General features: G+C 70.8%; 4 protein-coding genes. 2 read left to right on the top strand and 2 right to left on the bottom strand.

What is annotated here, in order from left to right:
- Positions 1–118: 118 nt before the first annotated feature.
- Both ENSA5_RS31415 and ENSA5_RS31410 read right to left on the bottom strand, forming a co-directional pair.
- Positions 119–1,528: an aminopeptidase P family protein gene (locus ENSA5_RS31415; RefSeq protein WP_106395413.1), complete on the bottom strand. Its 1,410-nt coding sequence runs from the start codon at positions 1,526–1,528 to the stop codon at positions 119–121.
- Positions 1,529–1,592: 64 nt separating this feature from the next.
- The gene (locus ENSA5_RS31410) at positions 1,593–3,104 is read right to left on the bottom strand and encodes a S41 family peptidase (RefSeq protein WP_106395412.1); all 1,512 of its coding nucleotides are present in this window, start codon (positions 3,102–3,104) and stop codon (positions 1,593–1,595) included.
- A 66-nt stretch (positions 3,105–3,170) separates the two neighbouring features.
- Between ENSA5_RS31410 and ENSA5_RS31405 the strand changes: the two genes are divergently transcribed.
- On the top strand, positions 3,171–4,130 hold the full coding sequence (locus ENSA5_RS31405) for a divergent polysaccharide deacetylase family protein (RefSeq protein ID WP_106395411.1): 960 nt from the start codon (positions 3,171–3,173) through the stop codon (positions 4,128–4,130).
- 233 nt (positions 4,131–4,363) lie between these two features.
- Positions 4,364–5,449 (top strand): FHA domain-containing protein, encoded by a 1,086-nt coding sequence (locus tag ENSA5_RS31400; protein WP_106395410.1) that lies wholly within the window; start codon positions 4,364–4,366, stop codon positions 5,447–5,449.
- Positions 5,450–5,709: the final 260 nt, after the last annotated feature.

Here is a 5,709-nt window from a genome sequence, read left to right as displayed (position 1 = left end):
GAATTCTTCGACTACGTCGGGCTGTCGCCGCAGGAGCTGGTCTTGATCTACACGATCCTCGAGATCGGGGTCTGCCAGGATCCGCTGCCGCCGCCCCAGGGCTGAGGGGCGCATCCGGCTAGCAGCCACCCACGAGCGCCTCGACGTCGGCGGCCTGCTTGGCCAGGGCCGCGGTCAGGACCTCGTTGCCGCCGGGCGTCACGAGCACGTCGTCCTCGATCCGGATCCCGCGGACGTCGGCGAACTTGGCCAGCGCGTCGCGGTTCAAGGTCCCGTCGCTGTCGAAGGGCGCGCTCAGCTTGGACCCGGGCTCCAGCAGCGCGGGGATCTGATAAAAGCCCGGCTCGATCGTCACGGCCATGCCCGGCTCGAGGTCGCGATCGAGGCGCAAGAAGGCGAGCCCAAACTGGGTCGAGCGCGTGCGCCCTGGCCCGTAGCCGGCCCGATCGCCGAGGTCTTCCATGTCGTGGACGTCGAGGCCGAGCAGGTGGCCGAGGCCGTGGACGAAGAACAGCGCGTGGGCGCCACGCTCGACCAGGTTGTCGGGGTCGCCCTTCAAGATGCCCTCGTCGACGAGCCCGCGGGCGATGACCCGGCCGGCGGCGAGGTGGATGTCGCGGTAACGGGCGCCGGGCTTGACCCGATCGATCGCGGCGACCTGCGCGGCGAGGACGAGGTCGTAGAGGGCCCGCTGCGTCGGCGAAAATTTTCCGGACACCGGCCAGGTCCGGGTCACGTCGCCGGCCCAGCCGCCGTTCGAGGCGCCGACGTCGGCGAGCAGCAGGTCGCCGGCCGCGATCGGGTTGCCGTAGCCGCGCGAGTGCAAGATCTCGCCGTGAACGGTGACGATGCTGCCGTAGGAGGTGCCCATGTCGCGGGCCGCGAGCGAGGCCTCCATCGCCGCGCGCACATGGGCCTCGCGCAGGCCCGGTCGGGTCGCGGCCATCCCAGCTCGGTGGGCCGCGACGGTCGCCTCGGCGGCCCCGCGCAGCATCTCGATCGCGGCGTCGTCGTGGACGCTGCGCAGAGCGACGAGCGCGTCGGCCAGGGCCGCGTCGCGCTCGCCGAGCTCGACGGCTGCGCCCGGCTCGGCCCAGCTGCGATCGAGCAGCCGCCCCTGCGAAAAGCGCGTGCGCGCGTCGACGGCGGGGATCGTGGCGATTCGCTCACCCGCGCCCCCGAAGGCCTGACCGAGCTCGGCGATGTCGCGGACCTCGGCCACCCCGGTCGCCGCCTGGAGCTCGTCCCAGCCCGGGCTCGGCCCATGCCAGACCACGTCCTCGGGATCTTCGGCGGGCACGAAGAGCACGTCGCGCTCGCCGTCGACGAGCACCGCGGCGTTCTCCAGCCACGCCCCGGTCAAGTACAAGAAGTGACTGCCGGGCCGGAAGGGGTAGACGTTCGCCGGGTAGTTGCGAGGCCGCGCGACGCCCGAAAACAGCAGCGCCGGACCGTTCAGGCGCGCCCCCAAGGCACGGCGGCGGCGGACGAAGGACGCGGCGGGTTGGGTCGGCAGACCGTGGCTCATGCCATCACTACTAGCTCAATCGAGTTTCTTTGTCGTCCCGAGCGGCGCGGGCACGAGCTAGAACTCAGCGCCGACGGGCGCGCTTGCTCAGGCCGACGCGAGCCCAGGCCTGGAGGTGATCGATCGCCGCGAGCAGCTGGGCGTCCTCGCCCGCCTCGGCCCGGGCCGGGCTCGGGGCGGCGTCGTCTTCGGGCACGGGCGGGCGACCAAAGTCCTGGGGCTCGAGGTGATGAGGGTTGTCCCGCTCGGGTCGCAGGGTCGGGCGGCTGTCGCGGTACTCGGCCAGGAGCGGCCCGACCATGACGTCGGGCTCGACGCCGCTGGCCTGGATCAGGCGGTCGTCGGGGGTGTAGTAGAGCGCGGTCGTCAGCTTGATCAGCGCGCCGCCGCCGAGCTCGAAGGGCGCCTGGACCGAGCCCTTGCCGTAGCTGCGCTCGCCGACGATCAGCGCGCGGCCGTGATCCTGGAGGGCGCCCGCGACGATCTCCGAGGCCGAGGCCGAGCCCTTGTTCATCAGGACCACGAGGGGCAGGTCGCGGACCGTGCCGACCGCGTGGGCGCGGGCCTCGTCGAGCAGCTGAGCCTGGCGGCCGCGGGTCCGGAGGATCACCCCGTCGTGGATGAAGATGTCGGCGATCTCGACGGCCTGGTCGAGGAGCCCGCCGCCGTTGTCGCGCAGATCCAGGACCACGCCCTCGAGCTGCCCGCCCGCGTCCTTGGCCCTGGCCTCGAGCTCGGCGAGGCCGTCGCGGAGCTCGCGGGCGCTGGCCTCTTGAAAGTCGCGCAGGCGCAGGACGCCGAGGCCCTCGCCGAGCCAGCGGACCTCGACCGCGGGCGGATCGACGAGCGCCCGGGTCACCGTCACCTCGCGCGGCTCCTGATCCTCGTGGATGCAGGTGAACGAGACCTTCGTGCCCGGCTCGCCGCGCATGACCGTGACCGCGTCGCCGAGGTCGCTGAAGTTGGCGATCGGCTTGCCCTCGATCGCCAGGATCCGATCTCCGACCACGAGCCCTGCCTGCTCGGCGGGGCCGCCGGGGATCACGTCGTCGATGTGCATGACCAGGCGCACGGGCTCGCCCGCCGCAGACACCTCGGCGTCGGCGTCGATCTCGGTCGGCGCGGGCGCGGCCTCGGCCTCGGCCTCGGCTCCGCCCTCGTCTGGGCCCTCACCCTCGCCCGACAGCGGCTCCACGCGCAGGGTCACGACCAGGCCCACGCCACCGAAGCGCCCCTGCGTGTCCTCGAGCAGCAGCTTGGCCTCGTCCGGGGCCAGGTAGATCGTGTGCGGGTCGAGCTCGGCGACGAGCCCGTCGAGCGCGGCGTCGATCAAGGCCTCGCCGTCGACCGGGCGCACGTAGTACTGCTCGATGATCGCCAGCGCCCGGGCGAAGCGGTCGAGCTTGCGGTAGCGCGAGTAGTCGGCCGGGACCGCGGCGACTGGCTCGACCGCCGGCCGGATCCTCGGGGCCGGCTCTTCAGCAGGCTCGCCCGCCGCGAGCGCCGACGAGAGGCTCGCACCAGCGACACCGCCGACGAGCAAACACAGGCCAGCCACGAGCGCGGTCTTGGTCATCCCTGGAGTGTAGGCGCTTCTCGTCAAAAACACGCGACGGTCCCGGGCCTGTGGTATCGCGCAGACGTGAGCGCCGAGTCCGAGGTCAACCCCGCGCCGCCGAGCCCCGGTCGCCGACGAAGGCCGCCGCTCGCCGCGATCTTGCTCCTGGCCTGGGTCATGATCGCGTGCGCAGCGTTTTTGCTGGTCTCGCCGCCCCCCGAGCCGCCCGCCGTCGATCCCGACGATCAGGCGATCCGCGAGCGCATGGCCAATTGGGCCGTGCGCGACGCCGAGCAGTGGACCGCGCGAGAGGCCGATCTGACCCTCCCGTGGTCCGAGGCCGACGGCCACCTCGCGATCGTGATCGACGACGTCGGCCGCGAGCTCGAGCTGTTCGACAAGCTGCTCGCGCTGCGCTTCGAGCTGAGCTTCAGCGTGCTGCCCAACTCGGTGTTCGCGACCGGCGTCCAGCAGCGCCTACGCAGCGACCACCGGCGACCGCGCGAGATCCTGCTCCACCTCCCGATGGAGCCCCTCAACCCCGAGGCCATGACCGGCGTCGAGGCCGAAGAACAATTCCTGCTCGCAACCGACAGCCCCGAGCAGCTGCGCGCCAAGGTCCTCGCCGCGCTCGAGCGCGTACCCGTGGCACGCGGCGTCAACAACCACATGGGCTCGCGCCTGACCGCCGACCCGACGGCGATGGCCGCGATCATGCCGGTCTTGCGCCAGCGCGGCCTCTATTTCCTCGACTCGCGCACCCACCCCGGGACCGTGGCCGCGACCGAGGCCGAGGCCGCCGCCGTGCCCACGATCTCGCGCAAAGTCTTCCTCGACCACGTGTCGGATCGCGCAGCAATTCGCAGCGCGCTCGCCGAGGCCGCGGACTACGCCCGCGAGCAGCCGACGGTCGCTATCGCCCACCCCTCGATCGAGCTGGTCGAGATCCTGCGCGAGGAGCTGCCCCGGCTCCACGCGGAGGGTGTGGCGATCTACCCGCTGTCCCGCCTGCTCGCCGACCAACACCAGCCCACGGACCCCTGAAACAATGATCCGTGGGCTGAGGGCGTCCGGGACGGGCCGAGCATGGGGGTGCCGATGTCCAGTGTTTGGGGCCCGCGGAGCTTTTTCGCGGCGCTCGCCCCGGCCGAGGCCCAAGCTCGACTTTGAGCCGATGGCGGTGGCTGCACGCACGCGGGCGCCCAGGGCGATCGCCCACCTCTTCCCACACATACACCTTGACAGTTTTGGGCTGTGCTCAATAGCCTAGGGGGACGGTGGCCGTGAGGCTCATCATCGAAGACCTCGAAGGCTCGACGACGGTCGTCAACCTCGGAAACGAGGAGGTGACGATCGGGCGCAAGCCTCACAATACGATTCAGCTGACCGAGCAGAACGTCTCGCGCAGCCATGCCAAGCTGATCTTTCAGGACGACGGCTGGCTGATCCACGACCTCGGCTCGTACAACGGGATCAAGGTCAACGGCGTCGAGATCAGCGAGCCGACGCTCCTGCGTGAGAGCGACCTGATCCAGATCGGGGACTACCACCTCACGCTGACCGACAACGTCGACCGCCAGACGCTCGACATCCAGCGCCCGCGCGCCGCCAACGACGGCCTGGTCGCCATGGCCTCGTCGAGCGACCTGCCCTCGATGTCCGTCGAGGATCTCGAGCCCATGCGCGCGCCGGCTGGCGCTGCTGCCGCTGCTCCGGGTGCGCAGGGCTACGAGCCCGCCCCGGACGAGGAAGAGAAGCCGAGCAAGGTCGGGCTGATCATCGGGATCGTCGGAGCGCTCGCGGCCGTCGTCGGGATCGCTATCTTCCTCGCCAGCAACGCCGGCGGGGACGACGACGACACCAAAGAAGTCGCGGCCGACGACGGCAAGCAAGAGCCCGTCGCCAAGGAAGCGCCAAAGAAGGACGCTGGCGGCACCGAGGTCGTGCCCGAGGTCCTGCCCGAGCCCGGGGACACCGGTGAGGCTCCCGCCGCCGACGAGGGCGTGGCCCCGAGCGACGACGACGACGGCGGCGAAATTGTGGCCGAGATCGACGAGCCCAAGCCCAAGCCCAAGCCCAAGCCGAGCAACCAGCCCAAGCCCAAGCCCAAGCCCAAGCTTCCGCCCGAGCAAGCGCTGGCTGCGGCCCGCAAGGCCTCGCTTCAAGGCGACAACCGCAAGGCCTACAACCTCGCCAAGGACGCCTACGATCAGAACAAGAGCGGCGACGCGCTCAACCTCATGGGTGTCGCCGCCTGCAAGATGGGCAGCGCGTCCAAGGCCAAGTCGGCCTATCGCAAGATGACCTCGAAGGACAAAGGCACCCTCGAGAAGATCTGCGGCCCCCTCGGAATCGAGCTTTAGTAGACCCCCCCGGCCTCCCATGACCTTGCCACGCACGGCCGCAAGCGGCCGGTCGCTCGTTCCTCGCTCGGTGGGCTCGTATGTGTCTCGCACCGGCCTGCGTGGCCCCCTAGAAGGGGGCTCATTTCATCGCCCCCCCCGGCCTCCCATGACCTTGCCACGCACGGCCGCAAGCGGCCGGTCGCTCGTTCCTCGCTCGGTGGGCTCGTATGTGTCTCGCACCGGCCTGCGTGGCCCCCTAGAAGGGGGCTCATTTCATC

The organism is Enhygromyxa salina (assembly GCF_002994615.1).
GTDB lineage: Bacteria > Myxococcota_A > Polyangia > Nannocystales > Nannocystaceae > Plesiocystis > Plesiocystis salina_A.
This window is presented reverse-complemented; position numbering and strand designations above follow the sequence as displayed.

Bases quoted from the DNA above. Each gene is read 5' to 3' on its own strand.
- ENSA5_RS31415 (WP_106395413.1), bottom strand. From the start codon at position 1,528: ATGAGCCACGGTCTGCCGACCCAACCCGCCGCGTCCTTCGTCCGCCGC.
- ENSA5_RS31410 (WP_106395412.1), bottom strand. From the start codon at position 3,104: ATGACCAAGACCGCGCTCGTGGCTGGCCTGTGTTTGCTCGTCGGCGGT.